The 376-nt window shown below is 46.0% G+C and carries 1 protein-coding gene; it reads right to left on the bottom strand.

Annotation, left to right across the window (positions count from 1 at the left end):
* Positions 1-376: hypothetical protein (locus CWS31_RS17690; protein ID WP_425457537.1), on the bottom strand; the 376-nt coding region annotated here is incomplete at both ends.

Below are 376 nucleotides of genomic sequence, written 5' to 3'. Positions count from 1 at the left end.
ATATATTCTTCTATATTACTCGCATCGGTAATATTCACCGTTTGTGAAGCTGCCGTTATAGTTAATGTATCGCCATTTGTTTCTGCACCCGTTCCACCATCAATTGTGCCGCTTACTACGCCCGTATTAGCCAAACTAACCGTGTCATCGCCATCACCACCAGAAATGCTAGCAATTCGACCTGTTGTATCGCCATTGATAGTGAAAATATCATCACCAGCACCGCCTACAAGAGCTCCCGTTACACCCGCTGCGCCAATAGTAAATGTATCTGCATCAACACCACCCGTGATAGCACCCGAAGTGCCATTAATAGCGTACGTGTTTGCGCCATTTTTACCGTCGATATCGCCAATAGAAACACCCGCATTTACCG

The sequence above is a fragment of the Colwellia echini genome, assembly GCF_002843355.2.
GTDB classification, from domain to species: domain Bacteria; phylum Pseudomonadota; class Gammaproteobacteria; order Enterobacterales; family Alteromonadaceae; genus Colwellia; species Colwellia echini.
The sequence above is the reverse complement of the archived record's forward strand: the minus strand, read 5'-3'. Positions and strand labels throughout refer to the sequence as shown.